Origin of the sequence: Pseudomonas persica, assembly GCF_900291015.1 — a bacterium.
GTDB lineage: Bacteria > Pseudomonadota > Gammaproteobacteria > Pseudomonadales > Pseudomonadaceae > Aquipseudomonas.
Window position 1 is genome coordinate 16,390 of sequence record NZ_OLKL01000003.1, and the last position, 22,878, is coordinate 39,267.

20 protein-coding genes are annotated in these 22,878 nt (G+C 62.1%); 3 read left to right on the forward strand and 17 right to left on the reverse strand.

Annotated features, from left to right (window positions below; translation table 11 throughout):
• Positions 1-73: 73 nt before the first annotated feature.
• From FQ664_RS00105 to FQ664_RS00160, 12 genes are all read right to left on the reverse strand, one after another.
• Positions 74-970, reverse strand: coding sequence for a M23 family metallopeptidase (locus tag FQ664_RS00105; RefSeq protein WP_144169912.1), 897 nt, complete (start codon positions 968-970; stop codon positions 74-76).
• 302 nt (positions 971-1,272) lie between these two features.
• Positions 1,273-2,169: a response regulator gene (locus FQ664_RS00115; protein WP_144169916.1), complete on the reverse strand. Its 897-nt coding sequence runs from the start codon at positions 2,167-2,169 to the stop codon at positions 1,273-1,275.
• 164 nt (positions 2,170-2,333) lie between these two features.
• Positions 2,334-3,104, reverse strand: a complete 771-nt coding sequence (gene phoU, locus FQ664_RS00120; RefSeq protein ID WP_144169918.1) for a phosphate signaling complex protein PhoU — start codon at positions 3,102-3,104, stop codon at positions 2,334-2,336.
• 167 nt (positions 3,105-3,271) lie between these two features.
• Entirely contained in the window at positions 3,272-4,105 is an 834-nt protein-coding gene (gene pstB / locus FQ664_RS00125; protein WP_144169920.1) for a phosphate ABC transporter ATP-binding protein PstB, read from the reverse strand.
• A gap of 72 nt (positions 4,106-4,177) precedes the next feature.
• Positions 4,178-5,794: a phosphate ABC transporter permease PstA gene (gene pstA, locus FQ664_RS00130; protein ID WP_178090933.1), complete on the reverse strand. Its 1,617-nt coding sequence runs from the start codon at positions 5,792-5,794 to the stop codon at positions 4,178-4,180.
• Positions 5,795-5,865: 71 nt separating this feature from the next.
• Entirely contained in the window at positions 5,866-8,154 is a 2,289-nt protein-coding gene (locus FQ664_RS00135) for an ABC transporter permease subunit (RefSeq protein ID WP_144169924.1), read from the reverse strand.
• A 139-nt stretch (positions 8,155-8,293) separates the two neighbouring features.
• The gene (locus FQ664_RS00140) at positions 8,294-9,292 is read right to left on the reverse strand and encodes a phosphate ABC transporter substrate-binding protein PstS (protein WP_013974822.1); all 999 of its coding nucleotides are present in this window, start codon (positions 9,290-9,292) and stop codon (positions 8,294-8,296) included.
• 159 nt (positions 9,293-9,451) lie between these two features.
• The gene (locus tag FQ664_RS00145; protein ID WP_144169926.1) at positions 9,452-10,969 is read right to left on the reverse strand and encodes an S-type pyocin domain-containing protein; all 1,518 of its coding nucleotides are present in this window, start codon (positions 10,967-10,969) and stop codon (positions 9,452-9,454) included.
• A 46-nt stretch (positions 10,970-11,015) separates the two neighbouring features.
• Entirely contained in the window at positions 11,016-11,516 is a 501-nt protein-coding gene (locus FQ664_RS00150) for a DUF6392 family protein (protein ID WP_144169928.1), read from the reverse strand.
• Positions 11,516-11,848, reverse strand: a complete 333-nt coding sequence (locus FQ664_RS27685) for a hypothetical protein (RefSeq protein ID WP_256675775.1) — start codon at positions 11,846-11,848, stop codon at positions 11,516-11,518. The genes FQ664_RS00150 and FQ664_RS27685 overlap by 1 nt, the downstream gene beginning before the upstream one ends.
• Positions 11,849-11,967: 119 nt before the next feature.
• Positions 11,968-14,100: an S-type pyocin domain-containing protein gene (locus FQ664_RS00155; protein ID WP_256675776.1), complete on the reverse strand. Its 2,133-nt coding sequence runs from the start codon at positions 14,098-14,100 to the stop codon at positions 11,968-11,970.
• Between the two features lie 293 nt (positions 14,101-14,393).
• Positions 14,394-15,683, reverse strand: coding sequence for an MFS transporter (locus tag FQ664_RS00160; protein ID WP_144169930.1), 1,290 nt, complete (start codon positions 15,681-15,683; stop codon positions 14,394-14,396).
• Between the two features lie 362 nt (positions 15,684-16,045).
• Here FQ664_RS00160 and FQ664_RS00165 point away from each other — a divergent pair, with 362 nt between their 5' ends.
• Positions 16,046-16,444 carry an acyl-CoA thioesterase gene (locus FQ664_RS00165; protein WP_003253317.1) on the forward strand — a complete coding sequence of 133 codons (399 nt, stop codon included), beginning with the start codon at positions 16,046-16,048 and terminating at the stop codon, positions 16,442-16,444.
• Between the two features lie 71 nt (positions 16,445-16,515).
• Complete coding sequence (locus FQ664_RS00170) at positions 16,516-17,412, forward strand: D-hexose-6-phosphate mutarotase (RefSeq protein WP_144169932.1); 897 nt, start codon at positions 16,516-16,518, stop codon at positions 17,410-17,412.
• 97 nt (positions 17,413-17,509) lie between these two features.
• Here the strand turns inward: FQ664_RS00170 and FQ664_RS00175 are convergent, their stop codons facing one another.
• The 5 genes from FQ664_RS00175 to FQ664_RS00195 form a co-directional block, all read right to left on the reverse strand.
• Positions 17,510-18,043, reverse strand: a complete 534-nt coding sequence (locus FQ664_RS00175) for a DUF3299 domain-containing protein (RefSeq protein ID WP_474707130.1) — start codon at positions 18,041-18,043, stop codon at positions 17,510-17,512.
• 48 nt (positions 18,044-18,091) lie between these two features.
• Positions 18,092-18,337, reverse strand: a complete 246-nt coding sequence (locus FQ664_RS00180; protein WP_144169934.1) for a GlsB/YeaQ/YmgE family stress response membrane protein — start codon at positions 18,335-18,337, stop codon at positions 18,092-18,094.
• Between the two features lie 96 nt (positions 18,338-18,433).
• Complete coding sequence (locus FQ664_RS00185; RefSeq protein ID WP_144169936.1) at positions 18,434-19,516, reverse strand: 5-(carboxyamino)imidazole ribonucleotide synthase; 1,083 nt, start codon at positions 19,514-19,516, stop codon at positions 18,434-18,436.
• Between the two features lie 10 nt (positions 19,517-19,526).
• Complete coding sequence (purE, locus tag FQ664_RS00190) at positions 19,527-20,018, reverse strand: 5-(carboxyamino)imidazole ribonucleotide mutase (RefSeq protein ID WP_003253304.1); 492 nt, start codon at positions 20,016-20,018, stop codon at positions 19,527-19,529.
• Between the two features lie 171 nt (positions 20,019-20,189).
• Positions 20,190-21,122: a LysR substrate-binding domain-containing protein gene (locus FQ664_RS00195; protein WP_161797629.1), complete on the reverse strand. Its 933-nt coding sequence runs from the start codon at positions 21,120-21,122 to the stop codon at positions 20,190-20,192.
• Between the two features lie 182 nt (positions 21,123-21,304).
• On the opposite strand from FQ664_RS00195, the gene aspA reads away from it, so the two are divergent.
• On the forward strand, positions 21,305-22,729 hold the full coding sequence (aspA, locus tag FQ664_RS00200) for an aspartate ammonia-lyase (protein WP_003260072.1): 1,425 nt from the start codon (positions 21,305-21,307) through the stop codon (positions 22,727-22,729).
• Positions 22,730-22,878 lie beyond the last annotated feature (149 nt).

Consider the following 22,878-nt stretch of genomic DNA (forward strand, 5'->3'; position numbering starts at 1 on the left):
AGTCTCAGGCTATGCGCGGGTTTTGTGGGAGCGGCCTTGTGTCGCGATGGCCTGCGCAGCAGGCCCGGCAATCTCAAGGGTTGCCCGCAGTGAAGTCAGGCAACCCGCTGATCGGCCTGTCGAACCGATAAGGTATCGACTCCAGCGCCAACCCCACATTGCGCTGCACCACGAAATGCAGGTGCGGCCCGGTGCTGTTGCCGGTATTGCCCGACCTGGCCAGCATCTGCCCCTGCCGCACCCGTTGCCCCTCCGCCACCACCACCGAGCCGCGCAGCAGGTGCAGGTACACGCCCATGGTGCCATCCGGGTGCAGGATCCTGACGAAATTGCCCGCCGGGTTGGGCCCGCGCCCGCTCTGGCTGTTCTCCGTTTTCACCACCACCCCTTCCCGCGCCGCAATGATGGTGGTGCCTTCGGGCATGGCGATATCCATGGCATAGCGCCCCTTGGGCCCAAAATGGCTGACACGGCCATTGGGGCCCTGGGTCACGCGGAACGGCCCACCGAGCCAGGGAAAGGCATAACGGAAACCCTGGGGCCGCTTGCCCGGGTCGCCCATGGCCTGCAGCAGGGTCGAGCGATAGTTCAGCAACATCCCGGGGCGCCCCCTGAGCACGCTGAGCATTTGCGTGGTACGCGGCGGCAGCACCCGGCGCACGATACGCGGGGCATTGCCACCTTGTGCGTTCACCAGGTTGTCCAGGCGCAACTCCACCTCCACCGGCACATGCAGCTGGTTGCGAGCCGAAAAGCTCACGCCGCCGTTGAAGGTAATCGCGTTCAGCAGCACCTGGCCTTCGGGTACTTCGACCATGGGTACGCGCCGCACAAAGGTTTTCGCGCCGGGGCCGGGCCGGTCGGAATAGGAGGTCACCCGGCCATCATCGGTGATCTCGTAGATGGTCATGCCCAGGCTCGACGCCGAGGCCATGAGCAGTGCACAGAACAGCAGCAGGCGGGCGGGCATGGTAGTGGCTTTTTGACAGTTATGATCTGTCGAAGCCTAGCAGCGGGTTTTGTGGCGGGTATGACAGTTGGTCGGATGGCGTCAACAGGACTGGCCCCATCGCCGGCAAGCCAGCTCCCACGGGAAATGCACAAGGCCAGAGTTTGGCGCTGTACCTGTGGGAGATGGCCCAGCCCTTTGGGCTGCGCTGTCGCATAGAGAACTGAATTCGCAAGCGCTCCCACAGGGGCCCTGCTAATTCAACGAGTTATGTGCAGTTCTATGAGAGCTGGCTTGCCGGCGACAAGGCCAGTAGTCATTACTCAGGCGCCCGGGGTGAAATGCTTCTGCGCCGTCCCGCGGGCAATCAGCCGCGATAGGTAGTCGAGCTTCTGGGCATCCTGGTCGACGAACTTGAAGGTCAGTTGCAACCAGTCACTGTCGGGCTTGGGCTCCAGTGCCACGACGGCATGCAGGTAGCCGTTCAGGCGCGCAACTTCGGCACTCTCGCCCTGCTCCAGGTCCAGCACCGCGCCTTCCAGCACCTGCGGCAGCGCTTCGCCACGGCGCACTACCAGCAGAGCCTCTTTCAGGCTCAGCGCCTTGATCACGCACGGCTGCATGCCGCTGGCCAGGCGCAACTGGCCCTGGCCACGGCCGGTCGGCGCGGGGGCAGCGGGTCTTGGGGCACTGGCCAGTGGCCTTGCGGGCGCGGGTGCCGACGCTGGCGCCGCGACTTTCACCGCTTCAGGCTTGCCGGCTGTCAGCGCATTCAGCGAGTCATTGGCGAACGCCGAATTGACCCGCGCCGGACCGCTGGCCATCAGGCTGTCTAGCTTGCCGATCTTGGTCAGGGCCTTTTTCACCTTGGTCAGCAACTGCTCGTTGGTGAACGGCTTGCCGACAAAATCGGAGACGCCCGCCTGGATCGCCTGGATGACGTTTTCCTTGTCGCCACGGCTGGTCACCATGATGAACTGCAGGTTCTTCAACGCAGGCTGCTGACGGCACCAGGTGAGTAGTTCCAGGCCGGACATTTCCGGCATCTCCCAGTCGCACAGGACCAGGTCGAACGCTTCCTTGCCCAGCATGGCCATCGCCTTGCGACCGTTGACGGCGTCGTCGATGGTCATGCCCGGGAAGGCATTGCGCAGGCATTTGCGGACCAGGTCACGGATAAACGGGGCGTCATCCACGACCAGCACATTCACTTTACTCATCGATACTCCTTCTGAATCCCGACTAGCCTACCGCCGAATAATGGCTATTTGCTACAACCTGGTCACGCCGGGACTTCTTCACATCGTTCGCGGGTGCCTGCCGGCTCCTCGACCGCAAATGAAAACGCCCGGCCAAGGCCGGGCGTCGATGCTCGGGAGCAATATTACTTATCGTCAGGTTCAGCCGGAACATTAGCGTTTTCGCCGTCAGCGACAACGGTGCCCTGCACTTCTGCCGTCATGCGCTTGAGGCCCATGTGACGCACGTCGGTGCCGCGCACCAGGTAAATCACCAGTTCGGAGATGTTGCGCGCATGGTCGCCGATGCGCTCCAGCGAACGCAGGACCCAGATCACGCTCAGTACCCGCGAAATCGAGCGCGGGTCTTCCATCATGTAGGTCACCAGCTCACGCAGGGCGGTCTTGTATTCGCGGTCGATGGTCTTGTCGTACTGGGCCACCGACAGTGCCAGGTCGGCGTCGAAGCGGGCAAAGGCGTCCAGCGCGTCGCGGACCATATTGCGTACCTGGTCACCGATATGGCGCACCTCGACGTAGCCACGCGGCGACTCGCCTTCCTCGCACAGCTGGATGGCGCGGCGGGCGATCTTGGTCGACTCGTCACCGATGCGCTCCAGGTCGATCACCGACTTGGAAATGCTGATGATCAGGCGCAGGTCGGAGGCAGCCGGCTGACGACGGGCGAGGATGCGCAGGCACTCCTCGTCGATGTTGCGCTCCATCTGGTTGATCTGCTCGTCGACTTCGCGCACTTGCTGGGCCAGGCCCGAGTCGGCTTCGATCAGCGCAGTGACTGCGTCGTTGACCTGCTTTTCGACCAGGCCGCCCATGGCCAGCAGGTGGCTGCGCACCTCTTCGAGCTCGGCGTTGAACTGCTGGGAAATGTGGTGCGTAAGGCTTTCTTTGTTGATCATCGTTCGCTCCGCGAAGAAGCTCAAAGCTTCAAGTAATCGTCTGGTTCTCTGCCCTGTGGGAGCGGGTTCACCCGCGAACACCGGCAACGCCGGTGCCATACACCGCGGCGCCTGATTCGCGGGTGAACCCGCTCCCACAGAGGCCCAGGTGTAGATCGCAAAGCGGCCTAGCCGTAGCGACCGGTGATGTAGTCTTCGGTCTGCTTCTTCGCCGGGTTGGTGAACAGGGTGTCGGTATCCCCGTATTCGACCAGTTTGCCCATGTACATGAACGCGGTGTAGTCCGAAACACGGGCTGCCTGCTGCATGTTGTGGGTCACGATGACGATGGTGTACTTGGATTTCAATTCGTAGATCAGTTCCTCGACTTTCAGGGTCGAGATCGGGTCCAGTGCCGAGCACGGTTCGTCGAGCAACAGCACTTCCGGCTCCACGGCGATGGTGCGAGCGATGACCAGACGCTGCTGCTGGCCACCGGACAGGCCCAGTGCCGAGTCGTGCAGGCGGTCCTTGACCTCTTCCCACAGGGCCGCGCCCTTCAGCGCCCACTCGACCGCTTCGTCGAGCACGCGCTTCTTGTTGATGCCCTGGATGCGCAGGCCGTAGACCACGTTCTCGTAGATGGTCTTGGGGAACGGGTTGGGCTTCTGGAACACCATGCCCACACGGCGGCGCAGCTCGGCCACATCTTCGCCCTTGCGGTAGATGTTGTTGCCGTACAGGTTGATGGCGCCTTCCACGCGGCAGCCGTCAACCAGGTCGTTCATGCGGTTGAAGGTGCGCAGCAGGGTCGACTTGCCGCAGCCGGACGGGCCGATGAAGGCGGTCACGCGCTGCTTGGGAATATTCATCTGCACATCGAACAGCGCTTGCTTGTCGCCGTAGAACAGGCTCAGGCCCGGCACTTCGATGGCTACGGTTTCTTCGGCCAGGCGCAGGCTCTGCTTGTCGCGGCCCAGGGCAGACATGTCAATGCCGTGGGCATGGGATTCTTGCTGCATGGTCAACTCCATACGCTAACAATTCGTTTCAAAGGGCCACCCGGCTCACGGGCGGCACGCTTGCAATCAGGATCAGCTGTCGAGGGCCTTGTACTTCTCGCGCAGGTGGTTACGGATCCACACGGCCGAGAGGTTGAGGGCCGCGATCACCAGCACCAGCAACAACGCCGTGGCGTATACCAGCGGCCGCGCGGCTTCGACGTTGGGGCTCTGGAAGCCGACGTCATAAATGTGGAAGCCCAGGTGCATGATCTTCTGGTCCAGGTGCAGGTACGGGTAATTTCCATCCAGCGGCAGCGACGGCGCCAGCTTCACCACACCCACCAGCATCAGCGGCGCCACTTCACCGGCGGCGCGGGCAACGGCGAGGATCATGCCGGTCATCATCGCCGGGCTGGCCATCGGCAGGACGATCTTCCACAGGGTCTCCGCCTTGGTCGCCCCCAGGGCCAACGAGCCTTCGCGCACGGTGCGCGGGATACGTGCCAGGCCTTCCTCGGTGGCCACGATCACCACCGGCACGGCCAGCAGCGCCAGGGTCAGCGATGCCCACAGCAGGCCCGGGGTACCCAAGGTTGGCGCCGGCAGTGATTCAGGGAAGAACAGGCGGTCGATCGAGCCGCCCAGCACGTAGACGAAGAAGCCCAGGCCGAACACGCCGTAGACGATCGCCGGTACACCGGCCAGGTTGTTCACCGCGATGCGGATCAGCCGGGTCACCGGGCCCTGTCTGGCGTATTCGCGCAGGTACACGGCAGCCAGCACGCCGAACGGGGTGACGATCACGGCCATGATCAGGGTCATCATCACGGTACCGAAGATGGCCGGGAAGATACCGCCCTCGGTGTTGGCTTCACGCGGATCGTCGCTGAGGAACTCCCAGACCTTGGTGAAGTAGGTGCCCAGCTTGGTAAAGCCCGACATGGCGTTCGGCTGGATGGCGTGCACCACCTTGCTGAGGTTGATTTCCACTTCACGGCCGTCGCCATCGCGGGCCACCAGGCTGTCGCGTGCGAAGGCCTGGTGCAGGCCGGTCAGGCGGTCTTCGATGGCCTTGTAGCGGCTGTTCAACTCGGCGCGCTCGGCGTCCATGTCGGCCTGGGCGGCGGCGTCCAGCTTGCCGTCCAGCTCCAGCTTGCGCGCCTGCAGACGCAGGCGCTCGAGGCCATGGTTGATGGCACCGATGTCTTTCTTCTCGAGGCTTTGCAGTTCGCTGTTGAGCTGGTTGGCGCGCTTGAGGCGAGCCTGCAGCTCATTCCAGGCGGCAGCGCCTTCGGCGACCACGCGGCCTTCTTCCTTGACGCTGACCAGGTAGCCGTAGAAGTTGCCCCACTCGCGGCGCTCCAGGGCGATCAGGTCGGCCGGGTGCTTCTCGTCGACCAGCCAGTCGCCAACCACCCAGGTGAAGTCGCTGCCGTTGAGGTCGCGGTTACCCACCTTGATCAGCTCGCGGGTCATGAACTCCGGGCCCTGATCAGGCACTGGCAGGCCGGCGCCCTTCAGGCGGGCACGGGGTACTTCTTCCTTTTGCACCACTTCGCCAATGACGACGTGATCGGCCTGGCCCGGCACCTTGTAGGTGGCCTGGACAAGGTCGGCCGGCCAGAAGTGGCCCAGGCCGCGCACGGCAATCACCGCCAGCAGGCCAACGGTCATGATCACTGCCATGGCCACCGCGCCGCCGCTCATCCAGACGCCTGGGGCGCCGCTCTTGAACCAGCCTTTGAGGGAATCCTTTTTCACGGATCGCTACCTTTCTATCAAAGCGACGAGTATTTCTTGCGCAGACGCTGGCGAATCAGCTCGGCCAAGGTGTTCATGATGAAGGTGAACATCAGTAGCACCAGCGCGGCCAGGAACAGCACGCGATAGTGGCTGCCGCCGACTTCCGATTCCGGCATTTCCACGGCCACGTTGGCGGCCAGGGTGCGCATGCCCTCGAACAGGTTCAGCTCCATCACCGGGGTGTTGCCGGTGGCCATCAGCACGATCATGGTCTCGCCCACCGCGCGGCCCATCCCAATCATCAGCGCCGAGAAAATACCCGGGCTGGCGGTGAGGATGACCACGCGGGTCAGGGTCTGCCAAGGCGTCGCACCCAGCGCCAGGGAGCCCAGGGTCAGGCTGCGCGGCACGCTGAACACGGCGTCTTCGGCGATGGAGTAGATGTTCGGGATGACCGCGAAGCCCATGGCAATACCCACGACCAGGGCGTTGCGCTGGTCGTAGGTTATCCCCAGGTCGTTGGTGATCCACAGGCGCATGTCGCCGCCAAAGAACCAGCTCTCGAGGTGCGGGCTCATGGTCAGGGCGAACCAGCCGGTGAACAGGATGACCGGGATCAGGATCGCCGCTTCCCAACCATCCGGGATACGCAGGCGGATCGACTCGGGCAGGCGGGTCCAGGCGAAGCCGGCCAGCAGGATACCGAGCGGCATCAGCAGGAACAGGCTGAACACGCCTGGCAAGTGGCCTTCCAGGTACGGGGCGAGGAACAGGCCGGCGAAGAAGCCGAGGATCACCGTCGGCATCGCTTCCATCAGCTCGATCACCGGCTTGACCTTGCGGCGCATGCCCGGGGCCATGAAGTAGGCGGTGTAGATGGCCGCGGCAATCGCCAGCGGAGCCGCCAGGATCATCGCGTAGAACGCGGCCTTCAGGGTGCCGAAGGTCAGCGGCGACAGGCTCAGCTTGGGCTCGAAGTCAGTGTTCGAAGCAGTCGATTGCCAGACATATTTCGGCGCGTCGTAGTTCTCGTACCACACCTTGCCCCACAGTGCGCTGAAGGAAATTTCCGGGTGAGGGTTGCGCAAGCTCAGCGGCAGCAGCTTGCCGCCCTCTTCGATGATGATGCGGTTGGCACGTGGCGACAGGGCCAGGATGCCCGGGCCTTCGGCGGCCGGCTCGACCAGCAGGGTACGGTGCGCAGTGCTGTGGAACACGCCCAGTTTGCCTGCGGCGTCGAGGGCGACGAAGCCCTTGCGGCGCTCTTCGGCGTCGATCTGCACGACTGCGGCCTTGCCCATCTGGAAGGTGCGGATTTGCTTGAAGCGCGATTCACCGTCTGGGTCACGGGCCATGAACCACTGGGCCAGGCCGCCCTTGGAGTCGCCGATGATCAGCGAGATGCCGCCGACCAGCTGGGCGGTGGCGGTAATTTCGGTGTCGGCGCTTTCAGACAGCTTGTAACGGCCGTTGAGGCTCTTGTCGCGCAGGCTGAACACGTCCGCGGTGGCGCGGCCGTTGATCACGTACAGCCACTGCTGACGCGGGTCGATGAAGATGTTCTTCACCGTTTCGGTCATCTGCGGCAGTTCGATGCGGTTCTGCTCGGTGGTGACCTCTTCGGTCATCATGTTTTCGCTGCGGGTCAGCTCGACCACCTGCAGGTGCGCGCCGGTGGAGCCGGCCAGCAGCAGGGTGTCGCCGTTGACGTTGACGCTGACATGCTCCAGCGCACGGCCCTGCTCGTCGAGCACGAACGGCTGCTCGCCGTACGGGTAGTCGATGCCGGGGGCGATGGTTTTCTTGTTGTCCGGGTAGGTGACCTTGTAGCTGTGGTGGAACACCAGCGCCTGGCCATTGGACAAGCCCAGCACCACCAGCGGGCTACCCGGCTGGTCGGCACTGATCGAAGTGACCTGGGTGCCAGCCGGCAGTGGCAGGTCGAAACGCTTGAGTTCGTTACCGGTCTTGGTATCGAAGAACAGTGCCTGGCCCTTGTCCGAAACGCGCATGCCCACCAGGTTCTGCTCTTCGAGCGCGATCATCAGCGGCTTGCCGGCATCCTGTTGCAGCCAGGTCGGCTCCAGGGCCTTCTTGCGGGTCAGCTCGGCGCCCTGGAACAGCGGCAGCACCACATAGGCCAGATAGAAGAAGATCAGGGTAATCGCCACCAATACGGCAAGCCCGCCCACCAGTACATACCAGCGGGTCAGGCGGTCCTTGAGCGCGCGCATGCGGCGCTTGCGTTGCAACTCCGGCGTATTGAAATCAATCCGCACGGGCGGGGAGTTTGGAGTCATGTTGGAGTTGGCCAGATCATTCATGCGCACACCCTAGCGGTCCCGTGTGACAAAAACATTACAAAGTGGTGACGCGCGAAAGCCCGCCGCACAGGAAACCTGGCTTCGGACTGGAAATTCGTGGAAGAGGCCGGGCATCAGCACCGGCCTCCCCCTCAGTTACTTACTTTTTTGCAACGTTACCTGCATGGGACAGGCCCAGGTCAGCCAAGGTCTTGTCGACGACTTTGGCCGGCAGCGGAATGTAGCCATCCTTCACCACCACCTGCTGGCCAGCTTGCGACAGCACCAGCTTGACGAACTCGGCTTCCAGCGGCGCCAGAGGCTTGTTCGGGGCCTTGTTGACGTAGACGTACAGGAAGCGCGACAGCGGGTAGGTGCCGTTCAGGGCGTTGGCTTCGTTGTCTTCAACGAACTCGCCGCCTTCCTTCTTGGCCAGGGCCACGGTCTTGACGCTGGCAGTCTTGTAGCCGATGCCCGAGTAGCCGATGCCGTTCAACGAGGAGCTGATCGACTGCACGACCGAAGCCGAGCCTGGCTGTTCGTTGACGTTAGGCTTGAAGTCGCCTTTGCACAGGGCTTCTTCCTTGAAGTAGCCGTAGGTGCCCGATACCGAGTTACGGCCGAACAGCTGGACTGGCTTGTTGGCCAGGTCGCCGGTCACGCCCAGGTCACCCCAGGTCTTGACGTCGGCTTTGCCACCGCACAGGCGGGTGGAAGAGAAGATGGCGTCGACCTGGGCCATGGTCAGGCCTTTGATCGGGTTGTCCTTGTGCACGAATACAGCCAGGGCGTCTACGGCAACCGGGATAGCAGTTGGCTTGTAGCCGTACTTCTGCTCGAAGGCCTGCAGCTCGACGTCCTTCATCTTGCGGCTCATCGGGCCGAGGTTGGCGGTGCCTTCGGTCAGCGCGGGTGGCGCGGTGGAGGAGCCGGCAGCCTGGATCTGGATGTTTACGTTCGGATATTCCTTCTTGTAGGCCTCGGCCCACAGAGTCATCAGGTTGGCGAGGGTGTCCGAACCGACGCTGGAGAGGTTGCCCGAAACACCGGTGGTCTTGGTGTAGGTCGGGATCGCAGGATCGACAGCGGCTACCGCGTTGGCGGTTGCAACGCCAGCGGCGGCAAAGGTGAGGGCCGCCATCAAACGCTTCAGTTTCATGCCTTGCTCCTAGCAGGAATATTGGGGTGTTGGATGGAACGGGCCCAAGTATCTGTAGGCCGCATGAATACGATATGACTTCATTATGACAATTGGATGAAAGGCCATCACTGGTTGTCGGGGATGGCCTGACTTTATATTGCCGCGAAACTGACGGCTCTAAAGCTCGCGGCGATCCCTGAACATGACGTACAACGGTGCCAGCCCAGTCTGCGGCGGGAACACCACGATATAGTCATCGAACCGAACCTGCGTCAGGTCGGTAAAGCGCTCTATGATAGGCACATTGGGCATGCGCAGATAGCTGATGCCCGGTGGCCGGGAGATATCTCGCGGTGCGTAGGGTGCGCTGCCCGTCTGCCAGAGCACGCTCACTGGAGTCCCGCCCTCAGTCGTGAAGACAAACGCCTGCCGCGCGGCGTCCCAATCTGCTGCCCGCACACGCACATGCGAGGGCACGATAATGCCCTGCGTCGAGGTCATCAGCACGTGGCAGTAACGGGTGAAGGGTTTGACCCCCTTGGTGCTGCCGGAGCGGGCACCGCGCACCATGGAGCACAGGCGCATGGGCAACTCCACCTCTGCCCGTGCAGCGGCCAGATCGGCCCAGTCCTGCCAACCTTCGTCGAATATTTCAGCAAGCGGCACCGTCAACGCGAAGCGCGGGTCATCGCTTGGAGTGCCCTGCACGAACTCGATGACATCCGCATACGTACCGGGGTGGTCACCTTGCATGGAAGTCGCCTGCCACTCCAGTTCTGCTACAGCCGAGCGGAAGGTCTTGACCAGATGATGTTGCTGCTCGGCGACCTCAAGGCTCAAGCCCTGAGCTGTCAGCAGTGCCGGATACCGGCTTGCCGTACTAGCCGCCGCGGTCAGCGTCAAAGGCCCATGACCTGGACCGGTTGCCATGGCTTTGGCCAGCTGGGCGATACCAGCCTCCAGGCTTTCGATCAGTGCCACGCCGCGGGCGTACAAAGCGGGGTGACGCACTTGTGCCATGCTCAAGGCCGCAGCATGACGCTGGCTGCCTGCGGTGATTTCTTGCAGCACTATGGCCTGGGTCGCAGCGTCAAGATAAGGATTGGTGGCATCGCGCACGGCATCGTCGAGTGCGAACTTGACTGGCATCTGTAGCCGTTCGACTTGACTGACCGCACGCCTGGCCTGGTGCTGCGTGGTTTCCAACGCGCGCAACGTTGCAAGGCTGGCAGCCAGTTGCTGCTCATCTGTGCCGGCGCCAGGGTCAATGGCCAGCTGATTCTCCAGTTCAGCGAGTTGCAGCGTTAACTGCTGCTCGGCAGCCTGGACTTCTGCCACCAACTTGCGCACTTTCTCCAGGTTGCGGGTGGAAGACTGGCTGGCCCGCTGCTCGCGCGCAGGCGATCGGCGAAGCCGTGGCGACTGCAAGGTCTGCCCCTTGAAGGCTGCTCGGCCGTTTCTCTGATGCCATGACTTTATCGTTGCCACTACATAGTCTGGAGAGTTGACGGCGCCGATTGCGTCAGCATTTGAGTAAAACAACAGGTCGCTGCCGGCGGGATGGCCGACTATGCGGTTGAAATGGGTTATCAGCGCATCATGAGAAACCTTATCTGTCTCTACATGCCATATATCTTCGACCAGTTTAAGAAAAGACTGCTCTTCGTACTGATCCAGGCCACGTCTCAACTCCATATTCCAACCTCATCACAAGCTTTAGAATCAAGCATTCTTCAACACCTCAAGAATTGCGATTGGCGAGCATTCTATCGAACCGTGTTTCTTTAAGCGAAAATGAAATACCACTTACGCGCATCGCAATATCATACTTAAACAACACATTGAGATTGCTATACCCTAATGCACCCAAGTCGAATTTATCCCAGCCACCAACCTCCCCCATGGGCAAAGGCATCTTAAACGGCCCTTTTGAATCAGACGGCGCTCCAAAAACACTTAATACCTTTTCTCGCGTGGTGCAGCTTCCATATGGCTCATCCATCTTGCCCTCAAACACCGGAAGCAAAGGAATAGTGGGAGCAAGCGTGAAATGCAAAACTTCAAAAGTTCGAGTTTCGGCCCAAAACTCAAGATCCACACCAGATTCTGGTTCATAACCGACAGTAAAGGATCCTTCATAGATCTCCTCCAACTCACCAGAGGGAATAACCCCAGCCGATACGAGTTCATCATAGGAGGCACCGATGTTATTCAGGTAAACTTCCAACTTCAGCATTCCCATCAGTAAATCCCTTTTTCAATATGAAGCTGATGCAGTTGTTGCCGTGCGGTTTCGACTTCTACTTCGCTGAAGCCGTATTTAATCAAGCCTGGCTTCAACGCATCCAGATTACTATCTACCGCCTTACGCAGATCAGTAGCATCTTCATGTTGTTTAGCTCTTGAGTTTCTCCCGCCGTAGGTTTCACTATATTTCTGATGAACCTCCGCCGGAATAACTATAGATGGAGCAGCCTGGAGCAATCCATTTACCTCCTTACGGGAAATCCTGGTGAATGCTTTGGTTATAAAGATTTGATAGGCCTTGCGAGAAACTATGTGATCAACGTCCATCAGGTCATTGATACTTCGCCTACTCAAATCCTTGTATTCTCCGACCTCCAAAGGCTTCGCAGGCTCATTATTGACCAGCCCCGGCGCGGGCAGATCCGTATCGCCACCGAACCCGGGAATTATGGCCCCTGTCTCGCCCGGGTTCTCGCCGGGAAGTATTTCAAGACTTGGCCCCACTGGAGCGGTGACGGTCCCCGGCAGGATGCCCGGCAGCTGCGGAGCCTCCGGCAAGGGCGTCGGGCCAAGCAGTTCCGCGCCAGGTGCCACCAGTGGCGTCCAGGTGCGCGAAGGCTGGCCTTGGTTGGGCTCGCATCGAATGCCAAGGCCACACTGCCAGCGAACCAGGGCGCGTATGACTGCATAGCCGGCAGCACGCCCTGAGTATCCGCAGGGGTGTGGATGCTCAGTTGGTCGAGGTTATATAACCCAGACCCAACACCCGCGGCTGCCACATGACGCAATTCGAACGCGTGTCGCGCACCACTCCAGCTCGCTCTCGGGGCCACCGGTGGAAAGCCCCTGATGATTCGACGCTGGTTTACCTCATCGAATTGCCTGAGCAGCTCCTGCTCCGCTGCAATGGTCCGCCATACCGCGCTTTCGAAGGCCGGCATGCCCGTGAACAGATGGCCGCGTAGCTGATTGCCGACCTGCGCCGGCATTGCCACGCCTGCCGCAGCGCCCTTCGCCGGCCACCAGCCAGCGCCAGCCACCTGGCCACCACCGCTGACCACACCGGTACCCGCTGGCGGCACTACGAATGAAAAATACTGAGGCAGATGACCCGGGACACAGACGATGCAGTCATCGAAGCGAAGGTCGACACCAGCACCGACCTCTGCAGCGTGTGGTTCAAGCGCGAGCATCCGGCCGTTGGCTGGGCTTGCCGACACCGCAGCAGCGTTGCCCAGAACGATGGTTTTACCGTCGGGCGTCTCTGCCTCGACTCGATAGGTATCGGTGACAGGGTCGAAAACGGCATTTCTGACCCGGACTTCGGGGGCTATTCCGGTGCCTGTAGTGGCCACCGCTATCGCACTGCCACCTGGCAGATGTTCGATCTTGATGCGCTGGCCCAGACGGGCTGACCCACCAGCATCGGCGATAGCCTGAAGATCCTGCCCTGGCGCAATGCCCAGCAGGTCTGCGCGTATACCCAAACCTTCGAAGTGCCGCCTGCGCTGGGCTTCGGTCAGCTCGCCATCAGCCAGTGCCGGCGAGTACAGCATGGCAGTAGCCGAGAGGCTGACCGCCTGACCAAGGCGGATGGCTGCAACCCTCAGCACCTCCTTGGCCGCATTGGCAATCGCCTGCTCGATAGCCGTTGCCAGCTCAGCCGCAACCTGCGCGCCCGCCTGGCCAAGCAACACGCCACCCGCCGAAGCAGCCGCGACCGGCACGGTCAGCGTGGCGGCCCCCTTCAGCCGCAACAGGCACCGGTCTTCGTCCACCTGCTGCTTGTAGCGAATTCTGGATTCGCGCAGCTCAGCGTATTGCCGCTGGCGCTTCCACTCGGCTTCCCTGGCAATCCACAGCTGTTCCTGCTGGGCATACTCGACAACCAACGCGGCGGAACGCTCCGACAGCTGGGCAATGGCCTCCTGCAGTAAACGAGCCTCCGAGGCCGCCACATAGGCGGCTTCCCAAGCGTGATGCATTTGCTGCATCTGCTGGGCGGTAGCCAGTCCCGCCAGCCGGGCGGCATACGCATCCGCCGTAATGTCGTGGCCCGAAAAAGCCCCAGCCAAAGCCTGCCGATTCGCCAGTTCGAGCTGTTTGGCAGCTATAAGCCCATTGGTTTCGTTTCGCGCTTTGGTGATCAGATAGAGCTGCCAACGCTCACCGCCATCATGCTCAGGCGGCTTGCGCGCTGCGTCGATCTCCTGCTGAAGCGCCTGCGCCAGGCCTTGCGCCTGGCCAGCGAAGTGCGCGTCAAGTTGCGCACGCCGAGCTTCACGCGCCTGGCGGTAGGCCTCGACCTGTTGCCGATGCGCTGCAGCGAGCATTTCGGCACGAGCTTTGGCAGCCGCCGCTTGACGTGCCTGCTCCTCGGCCCTGGCACGCGCCAAGGCAGCAGCTCGTGCCTTGGCGCGCTTCTTCCGGCGGCGACTGCTGGAGCCGCCAAAGCCACCACCGAAGCCACCGCCACCACCAATACTGAAAAAACCGCCCCCGCCGCTACTGAAGCCGGAGGAGCCTGGGGTGATGACGACATCACCCGTGGAACTATCATGAAGTGTGTTTTGAGCCATACAGATTCTCCTTCTCTGCATGGCTCAGGCTGACGATCCAACGGTTGGCGACTGCGTTACATATTCATCTGTCCCTGTTCAGTTCTTTCAGCATGTTTCAAATATGAAGAAGCCAGCGGCTTTCAAAGTTCAAAAAACGCGCAAGGCAGGCACGGCCTCTTCGCGGCTGAAGCCGCTCCCACAGGGGCTGCACAATTTTTGAGATTTTGATCAAGACAGCCACTCCCACAGGGCCGGCAGCGTACCTGTGGGAGCGGCTTCAGCCGCGAAGAGGCCAGTAGCCCTGGCGCAGATCAGCGCTTGTTGGCGAGCAGATAGAGGCCCACGAGCAGACCAACGGCACACAACCCCGCCACATAGTAGGCCGGCGCCATCGGGCTCACCTTCAGCAACGCAGTCACCACCATCGGTGTCAGCCCGCCAAAGATCGCGTAGGCCACGTTGTACGAGAACGACAACCCGCTGAAGCGCACCACCGCCGGGAACGCCTTGACCATTACATAAGGCACGGCGCCGATCACGCCAACGCATAGGCCGGTCACCGCATACAGCGGGAACAGCAGCTCGGGCCGGGTCGGCAGGCTGTGGTAGAAGGCCCAGGAGGTCAGCAGCAGCAGCAGGCTGCCGATCACGAACACCCGGCCCGCGCCAAAGCGGTCGGCCAGGCTGCCAGCACCGATGCAGCCGAAGCTGAGCAGCACGATGGCCAGGCTGTTGGCCTTGAGCGAGTCGGTAGGGCTGATGTGGTAGATGCTCTGCAGCAACGCCGGGGTCATCAGGATGACCACCACGATGGCAGCCGACAGCATCCAGGTCAGCAGCATCGACAGGATGATCGCGCCGCGATGGTCACGCAGCACCGCGCGCAACGGCAGCTCCTCGGCCAGCGCCTTGCGCTGCTGCATCTCGGCGAACACCGGGGTTTCGTGCAGCCAGCGGCGCAGGTACACCGAGAACAGGCCGAACACACCGCCGAGCAGGAACGGGATACGCCAGGCGTAATCGGCCACTTCCTGCGCGCTGTAGACGCTGTTGATCAGGGTCGCCACCAGCGAGCCAAGCAGGATGCCCGCGGTCAGGCCTGCGGTCAGGGTGCCGCAGGCGTAACCGGTGTTGCGCTCCGGCACGTGCTCGGACACGAACACCCAGGCACCCGGTACCTCGCCACCGATCGCCGCCCCCTGGATCACGCGCATCAGCAGCAACAGCACCGGCGCCCACATGCCGATCTGTGCGTATGTCGGCAGCAGGCCCATGATCAGGGTCGGCAGCGCCATCATGAAGATGCTCAGGGTGAACATCTTCTTGCGCCCGAGCAGGTCGCCGAAGTGGGCCATGATGATGCCGCCCAGCGGCCGCGCCAGGTAGCCGGCGGCGAAAATGCCGAAGGTTTGCATCAGGCGCAGCCATTCAGGCATGTCGGCGGGGAAGAACAACTTGCCGACCACCGTGGCGAAGAACACGAAGATGATGAAGTCGTAGAACTCCAGTGCGCCGCCCAGAGCGGACAGTGAGAGGGTCTTGTAGTCTCTGCGGGTCAGCGGCCGCGAGGGCTGCTCGATACTGCTCGGCACGGAAGTCATCGCTGATTGTTCTCTTTGTAGGGCGTGCAGGCCGCTTGGCACGCGGCTTCTGGATTGGGAGACAAGCGAAGATAGCAAATTGCTGAGCTGTGCCGAAAGCGATACAAAATCCGTACAGATATTCATCAATGTGCGGTCGTCGCTGGCCGTTATGCTCTATATACTGGCCATTCGTAGGAAAAGGTTGCTCCTAGCGTGGGATGTTGTGCGAAAACGCCGGTCATTATTGTCAGGCGGTTTCGCAGAGTTTCCCTACGGCCGCCCAGTGAAACGAAATCGGCGTAGTATGTTTCAAGCTGAATCGTTTACCCGGCCTTTGCGCCACACCAACGAAAAGCGTCACGGGTCAGAGGCCCCATCGCATGATTGAGCTCGAACAAGAAGATCCTATCCCGCAAGGCGACCTGGCCTTGCAGATCACCGCACTGCCGCGCGAGACCAACGGGTTTGGCGACATCTTCGGCGGCTGGCTGGTCGCCCAGATGGACCTGGCCGGCACCGCCATGGCCAGCCGTGTCGCCGGTGGCCGCGTGGCTACCGTGGCCATCGACCGCATGGCCTTTCTGGTACCGGTCGCCGTTGGCGCGCAGCTGTCGTTCTATACCCAGACCCTGGAAATCGGCCGCAGCTCGATCCAGATGATGGTCGAAGTGTGGAGCGACGACCCGCTGTCCAGCGAATGGCGCAAGGTCACCGAAGCGGTGTTCGTCTTCGTCGCCATCGACGGCAGTGGCCGCACCCGTTCCGTACCTCGTCGCTGAGCCACGTCGGCGGTAAACTCATTGCATGTGCCCGGGTCCAAGGCCCACTGGCAATCAATGAGATGAATGCAATGGCTACCTTTCAGGTCGTAACCGAGCAACATGGCGAACTCAACTGCTGGCGTATCAGCAGCGTCCACGCCGAACTACTGATCGCCCAGCAGGGCGCGCAGATCCTCAGCTACCAGCGCGTTGGCCAGCCACCGCTGCTGTGGCTGAGCGACCAGGCCATCTTCCGTCAGGGCAAGTCGGTACGCGCCGGTGTACCGGTGTGCTGGCCGTGGTTCGGCAACCTGCAGCGCAACCCCCAGGCCGTGCAGGCCATGTACCGTGGTGAGCAGGCACCTGCCCACGGCCTGGCGCGCGCGCGCGACTGGCAGTTACTGGGTATCGAGGAAGCGGGCGACGGTCTGCGCATCGAATTCGAGCTGCCAGAAGCGCAGGGCGACCTGCCTGGCTGGCCTCATGATGTCGAGCTGAAGCTGGTAGTGGAACTGGGCGAAGACCTGCAACTGAACCTGACCAGCCGCAACATGGGCAATACCCCCGTAACCATCAGCCAGGCCCTGCACAGCTACTTCGCGGTCAGTGATGTGCGCCAGGCGCGGGTCGAAGGGGTCGAAGGGCTGGGCTATATCGAGACCCTGGCTGGCTGGGAGCAGCGCCAGCAGCAGGGGCCGCTGGGGTTTGCCGGGGAGACTGACCGGATCTACCTGGCGACCCCGCAAAACCTGAGCATCGTCGACCCGCATTGGGAGCGGCGCATTACCTTGACCAGCAGCGGGTCGCGCTCGGCGGTGATCTGGAACCCCTGGACCGAGCGGGCCAAGGAACTGCCGGACATGGCCGATGACGGGTGGCAGCGGATGCTGTGCATCGAGACGGCGAATGTGTGGGATGACCTGGTGGAATTGAAGCCTGGAGCCAGCAGCTCGCTGGGGGTCAGGATTAGCTGTGAAATGATCTGAGTCTTGCAGCGCCTGTACCGGCCTCTTCGCGGGTGAACCCGCTCCCACAGGTTCTCCACAAGCCCTGAATGCTGTGGGGTACCTGTGGTGCAGGCAATCAGAGGTCTGCATCCTCCACCAGCCTCACCTTCCCCGCATCCAGCGCATAGGCCGCATCGGCCAGGTCATTGCTGACCTTCTCCACCTTCAGCTTGCCGCTGACCCACAGCGGTGTGTAGATGTCATCGATTTTCAGGCCTTGCGGGTAGCGCACCAGCACCAGCTGGTTAGGCGGTGGTGGCGGCACATGGATGCACGCGCCCGGGTACGGCACCAGGAAGAACAGCGTGCTGTTGCCCTTGGCGTCGCTCTCCAACGGCACCGGGTAGCCGCCCAGGCGAATGTCCTTGCCGTTCATGGCCGCCACAGTCCTGGTCGAGTACATCACCGCCGGCAGGCCCTTGCTCTGCTTCAGGCCACCCTTGTCGGTAAAGGTGCCCATCGCTTCCGGCGAGTTGTGATCAATATCGGGCATTTGCTCGAGCGCCTGCTGGTCCGACTCGGGCATCAGCTCCAGCCAGTCGGTTTCAGGCAGTTCGGCATGGGCCAGGGCGCTGGCGAACAGCAGTGGAGCGAGGAAAAAGGCACGCATGAAAATGCTCGGCAACTCGAATGAATTGCCGGGCATTCTAACCACTATTCAGCGCTTCTTGATGAATCCGTAGACCACTAGAAGGATCACGGCACCGACCAGCGCGCCAAGGAAACCCGAAGCCTGCCCGACCTGGTAGATGCCCAGCGCCTGGCCGCCGTAGGTGGCCAGCAGGGAGCCGGCAATCCCCAACAGGATGGTCATGACCCAGCCCATGCTGTCGTCACCCGGCTTGATGAAGCGGGCCAGCAGGCCGACGATAAGGCCGATGAAGATGGTTCCAATGATACCCATGGCAATCCCTCTGCAGTGAAGTTGGAACAAGCCAAAGCCTAGACAGCGCTTTGGCTTGTCGCCATTTCAGAGGGCAAGCCGCTGGTAGAAGTTCGATCAGTTGCCGATCAGGGCTTCTACTTCGGCAATCTTGCGCTCGAGGGTGGCCATGTCGTGGCAGCGCAGGGTGGCGTGGCCGACCTTGCGACCGGCCTTGAAGGCCTTGCCGTAGTGGTGCAGGTGGCAGTCACCGATAGCAACCACCTTGTCCACCGCAGGCACTTCACCGATGAAGTTGAGCATCGCGCTCTCGCCGACCTTGGCGGTCGAGCCCAGCGGCAGGCCGGCGACGGCACGCAGGTGGTTCTCGAACTGGCTGCATTCGGCGCCTTCGATGGTCCAGTGCCCGGAGTTGTGCACGCGCGGGGCGATTTCGTTGGCCTTCAGGCCACCGTCGACTTCGAAGAACTCGAAGGCCATCACGCCCACATAGTCCAGTTGCTTGAGCACGCGGCCCACGTAGTCTTCGGCCAGGGCCTGCAGCGGGTGCGCCTGACTGGCAACCGACAGGCGCAGGATGCCGCTTTCGTGGGTGTTGTGCACCAGCGGGTAGAAGCGGGTTTCGCCATCGCGGGCACGCACGGCCACCAGCGACACTTCGCCGGTGAACGGCACAAAGCCCTCCAGCAGGCACGGCACGCTGCCCAGCTCGGCAAAGGTACCGACCACGTCCTCAGGCGTGCGCAGCACCTTCTGGCCCTTGCCGTCGTAACCCAGGGTGCGGGTTTTCAGCACCGCCGGCAGGCCGATGCCGGCCACTGCGGCGTCCAGGTCGGCCTGCGAGAGGATGTCGGCGAAGGCCGGGGTGGGGATACCCAGGTCGCGGAACATGCTCTTCTCGAACAGGCGGTCACGGGCGATGCGCAGCGCTTCGGCGCTGGGGTACACCGGCACGAACTGCGAAAGGAAAGCCACGGTCTCGGCCGGGACGCTTTCGAACTCGAAGGTGACCAGGTCGACTTCGTCAGCCAGCTGGCGCAGGTGGTCCTGGTCGCCGTAGTCGGCACGCAGGTGCTCGCCCAGCGGCGCGGCGCAGGCGTCCGGCGCCGGGTCGAGGAAGGCGAAGTTCATGCCCAGCGGGGTACCCGCCAGAGCCAGCATGCGGCCCAGCTGGCCGCCACCGATTACACCGATCTTCATGGGTTGAGCCTCAAGCCTGGCGCGGGTCTGGATTGTCCAGTACGGTGTCGGTCTGTTCCGTGCGGAACTGCTTGAGCGCCGCGTGGTACTGCGGGTACTTGGCGCCGAGGATGCTGGCCGACAGCAGCGCGGCGTTGACCGCACCGGCACGACCGATGGCCAGGGTGGCTACCGGCACGCCGGCTGGCATCTGCACGATCGACAGCAGCGAATCGACACCCGACAGCATCGACGATTGCACGGGCACGCCCAGCACCGGCAGATGGGTCTTGGCGGCGCACATGCCTGGCAGGTGGGCTGCGCCACCGGCACCAGCAATGATTACCTCGATGCCACGCCCTTCGGCCTCTTCAGCGTACTGGAACAGCAAGTCCGGGGTGCGGTGGGCGGAAACCACCTTCACTTCGTAGGGAATGCCGAGTTTTTCCAGCATATCGGCGGTGTGGCTAAGGGTGGACCAATCGGACTTGGAGCCCATGATCACGCCAACCAGTGCACTCATCGTCGAGCCTCTTCGCTTGTGCGCCCTTGGGCGCGTCAAAAAACAACAAGCCACGCGGGACGACCGGCGTGGCTTGTTTGCTGATCAGGACCGGACGCATCCGGTCGAAAGGCCGCGCAGTATACCGTAAGGTGGTGCGTTTAAGGCACCCCGGCGACCAACTGTCGCCCCTTATTTTTCGGGGCTTTGACTGACTTTTGGGTCAACCATTGCCGCCCCCTCGAGCTTGCGCCACAACAGCCTTACGTTAGCCTTGCGCACCAGTGCGCAGCGGTACAGGCGGATTTCCAGCGGCACATGCCACTGGCTACCGCCACAGATCGCCAGTTCGCCCCGTTCCAGTTCGCCACGCATCGACAGCCGCGGCACCCAGGCGATGCCCATGCCTTCCAGCGCCATGCTCTTGAGGCTGTCTGCCATGGCGGTTTCATAGACGGTGGTATAGCGCAGGTTGCGCTGGCGCAGCAGCAAATTGACCGAGCGACCGAGGAAGGCGCCGGCGGTATAGGCCAGCAGCGGCACGCTGCCCTCGCCTTCCAGGTCGAACAACGGCTTGCCGTCGGCATCCACGGCGCACACCGGCAACATTTCAGTGGTGCCCATGTGCAGCGACGGGAAGATTTCGGCATCCATCTGCAGGGCGGCATCCGGGTCATAGAACGCCAGCATCAGGTCGCAGCCACCTTCACGCAATGCATGCACGGCATCTCCGACGTTAGTCGCCACCAGGCGGGTGGCAATGTTCAACCCGTCGTTGCGCAACTGGGCCACCCAACGCGGGAAAAAGCCCGACGCCAGGGAGTGTGCAGCGGCCACCTGCACCACCTCACCCTGCCCGCCTTCCAGATGATGCAAATGGCGGAGAATTTCGCTCAACTGGTCGACAACAGTCCGCGCCGTGACGAGAAACAGCTGGCCGGCCTCGGTCAGCTCGATCGGCGTGCGGGAACGGTTCACCAATTGCAGGCCCAAGGCTGCTTCCAGGCTGCGAATGCGCCGACTGAAGGCCGGTTGGGTGACGAAACGCCGCTCTGCCGCCTGGGAAAAACTGCGGGTGGCGGCCAGCGCGCTGAAGTCTTCCAGCCATTTGCTTTCAAGGTTCACGAAGCACATCTCCTGGCGTGCACCAAAATGGAACACGCTCGAATATCAATTGGCGTCACATGAAACACTATGCCGTTTGTGCATAGGTTAGCGTGCAACAGCATTGGCCGCAAAATCACCTTCGGGCCTAGGATTGGCGCCATTCCGGCATGTGCCGGGTCAAAATCGAGATGATATCCATCATGTCCTCCGCTGCATCGTTCCGCGTCGAAAAAGATTTGTTGGGCACCCTTGAAGTTCCTGCAGATGCCTACTACGGCATCCAGACCCTGCGCGCTGCCAACAACTTCCACCTCTCCGGTGTTCCGCTGTCGCACTACCCGAAGCTGGTCGTGGCCCTGGCCATGGTCAAGCAGGCTGCTGCCGACGCCAACCGTGAGCTGGGTCACCTGAGCGATGCCAAGCACGCTGCCATCACCGCAGCCTGCGCCCGCCTGATCAAAGGCGATTACCACGACCAGTTCGTGGTGGACATGATCCAGGGCGGTGCTGGTACCTCTACCAACATGAACGCCAACGAAGTCATCGCCAACGTCGCGCTGGAGGCCATGGGCCACCAGAAGGGTGAGTACCAGTACCTGCACCCGAACAACGACGTGAACATGGCGCAGTCGACCAACGACGCCTACCCGACGGCCATCCGTCTGGGCCTGCTGCTGGGCCACGACGCCCTGCTGGCCAGCCTCGACAGCCTGATCCAGGCCTTCGCTGCCAAGGGTAAAGAGTTCGATCACGTACTGAAGATGGGCCGTACCCAGCTGCAGGACGCCGTGCCGATGACCCTTGGCCAGGAATTCCGCGCCTTCGCCACCACCATGACCGAAGACCTGCAGCGCCTGCGCTCGCTGGCCCCGGAACTGCTGACCGAAATCAACCTGGGCGGTACCGCGATCGGCACCGGCATCAACGCCGACCCTGGCTATCAGGCCCTGGCCGTACAGCGCCTGGCTGCCATCAGCGGCCAGCCGCTGGTACCGGCTGCCGACCTGATCGAAGCCACCTCCGACATGGGCGCCTTCGTGCTGTTCTCCGGCATGCTCAAGCGTACCGCAGTCAAGCTGTCGAAGATCTGCAACGACCTGCGCCTGCTGTCCAGCGGCCCGCGCACCGGCATCAACGAGATCAACCTGCCAGCGCGTCAGCCAGGCAGCTCGATCATGCCAGGCAAGGTCAACCCGGTTATCCCGGAAGCCGTCAATCAGGTGGCCTTCGCCATCATGGGCAACGACCTGGCCCTGACCGTCGCCGCTGAAGGTGGCCAGCTGCAGCTGAACGTGATGGAGCCGCTGATCGCCTACAAGATCTTCGACTCGATCCGCCTGCTGCAACGCGCCATGGACATGCTGCGCGAGCACTGCATCGTCGGCATCACCGCCAACGAACAGCGCTGCCGTGAACTGGTCGAGCACTCGATCGGCCTGGTCACCGCCCTGAACCCGTACATCGGCTACGAAAACGCCACCCGTATCGCCCGCGTCGCCCTGGAAACCGGCCGCGGCGTGCTGGAACTGGTGCGCGAAGAGAAGCTGCTGGACGACGCGATGCTCGATGACATCCTGCGTCCGGAAAACATGATCGCTCCCCGTCTGGTTCCGCTGAAGGCGTAACCAGGCCGCTGTAAACAGTCTCACCAGGTCGAGGGACTAGACACCTCTCAACCTTTCCAGGGCCCGAGCCTATGCTTCGGGCCTTTTTTTTGCCTGATGATTTTTGTGGCTGCTACGCATCCCCCGGATATCGGCACACAACTTGCTCG